The 1,566-nt window shown below is 68.6% G+C and carries 1 protein-coding gene, 1 tRNA gene and 1 pseudogene; 2 read left to right on the top strand and 1 reads right to left on the bottom strand.

Features of this window, described 5'->3' with window-relative positions:
* Window positions 1-431, top strand: a pseudogene (locus PKH97_RS16530) (hypothetical protein); the annotation flags it as partial.
* A gap of 71 nt (window positions 432-502) precedes the next feature.
* Here the strand turns inward: PKH97_RS16530 and PKH97_RS16525 are convergent.
* Window positions 503-578, bottom strand: a tRNA-Ala gene (locus PKH97_RS16525).
* Window positions 579-793: 215 nt separating this feature from the next.
* Between PKH97_RS16525 and PKH97_RS16520 the strand changes: the two genes are divergently transcribed.
* The coding region (locus PKH97_RS16520; protein ID WP_324388699.1) for an AI-2E family transporter at window positions 794-1,566 on the top strand (773 nt) is incomplete at its 3' end.

The following is a 1,566-nucleotide window of genomic DNA, read 5'->3' as shown; positions in this document are numbered from 1 at the left end:
CGGTCGGCGCTTCGGCCCCCGGGCGCCCGGTATCGACCGGCCCTTCCGCGCCGACCCGGCGCGCGCCAACCACCACCGACGTGACGGTCAGTCCCGAGCCGGCAAGTGAGGCTCCTGAGCAGTCCTTGGTCGCCCGCGGGAGTGGCGAGGTCGCGGCGGATGGTGGGCAGGCGGCATACGTGCCGGCCGGGGTCTATGACATCGACGCCTTCAGCGCCACCACGGCGCAGGGCGCGCCGGTCGCCGCCGAGGAGGCCCCCGGTGGCTGGTCCCCGGTGCCCGTGCCCCCGCCGACCTACACGCTCAAGGCTAAGGCGACCTATCCGAGCGCCGAGGTCGAGGAGACCGAGGACGACGTGGTCAGCCCCTATGCCACGGTCACCGATGTGACGGACTACGCGGCCCAGCGCGCGCGCCTGGCCTCCGGCTGAGGGTTGGGGCCACAGAGGTCCACCAAAGAGGAACAGGACCCAGGTCGCGAAGCGACCGAGGCCCTGGACTTTGGTGGAGCTGAGGGGATTCGAACCCCTGGCCTTCTCATTGCGAACGAGACGCGCTACCAACTGCGCCACAGCCCCAAGTGCGTAGAGAACATTAACACCGCCGGTGACACATGCCGAAACTCGGGCCGAGCGCATAGGCTCGCGGTTATTCGTCTCGGGATCGGCCCGGGCGCCAGATGCACGGAGGCTCGACAATCGTGTCGCACTCTCCCCCCTCGGACCGGCCGGAGGCGACGTCGGTCGCGGGGCCGGCTACACGGGATACGGGCACGAACGCGGAGCGTCAGTGGGTGCCGGACGGAGTGCGCGCGGCCAGTGAGTGGTCGTGGCGGCTGCTGCTGATCGCGGCAGCGCTGGCGCTGGCGGGCTACCTGATCGGGCACCTGTCCGAGATCGTCATTCCGATCATCGTGGCGACCTTGCTGTGTGCGCTGCTGCACCCGGTCTTCCGGCGACTCGACGCGCACCTGCCGAAGGCGCTGGCCGCCGCGATCACCGTGCTCGGCACCTTGACCGTGCTCGGGGGCCTGATGACCTTTGTCGGTTCGCAGTTCTCCAGCCAGGCCGACGATCTGATGGGTGAGGTGGTGACGGGTGTCGACCAGATCCGCGAATGGGTGCGCACCACCTTCCACATCACTGACACGCAGTTCACCGAATATTTCAACAAGGCCCGGGACGCCGTTTCCAGCGGGGGCGGGGTCGGCGCGGCCGCGGCGAAGGCGGGTCTGACCGTCACCCATCTGGTCGCCGGCTTCTTCATCGCGATGTTCGCGCTCTTCTTCTTCTTGCTCGAGGGGCCCCAGATCTGGGCCTGGCTGGTGCGCTTGTTCCCGCGCAATGCCCGCGAGCGGGTCGCCTCGAGCGGCGTGATCGCGTGGAATCAGTTGCAGGCGTTTTGCCGGGCGACCATTCTGGTGGCAGCGGCCGATGCAACGGGGATCGGGCTGGGCGCGTTCATCCTGGGCGTGCCTTTTGCCAGTGGGATCGCGCTGCTGGTCTTTCTCGGTGCGTTCATCCCCGTGGTGGGTGCCCTGGTCAGCGGCTTCATCGCGGTCATCCT

Source organism: Nostocoides sp. (genome assembly GCF_035343835.1).
Lineage (GTDB): Bacteria > Actinomycetota > Actinomycetes > Actinomycetales > Dermatophilaceae > Nostocoides_A > Nostocoides_A vanveenii.
This window is presented reverse-complemented; position numbering and strand designations above follow the sequence as displayed.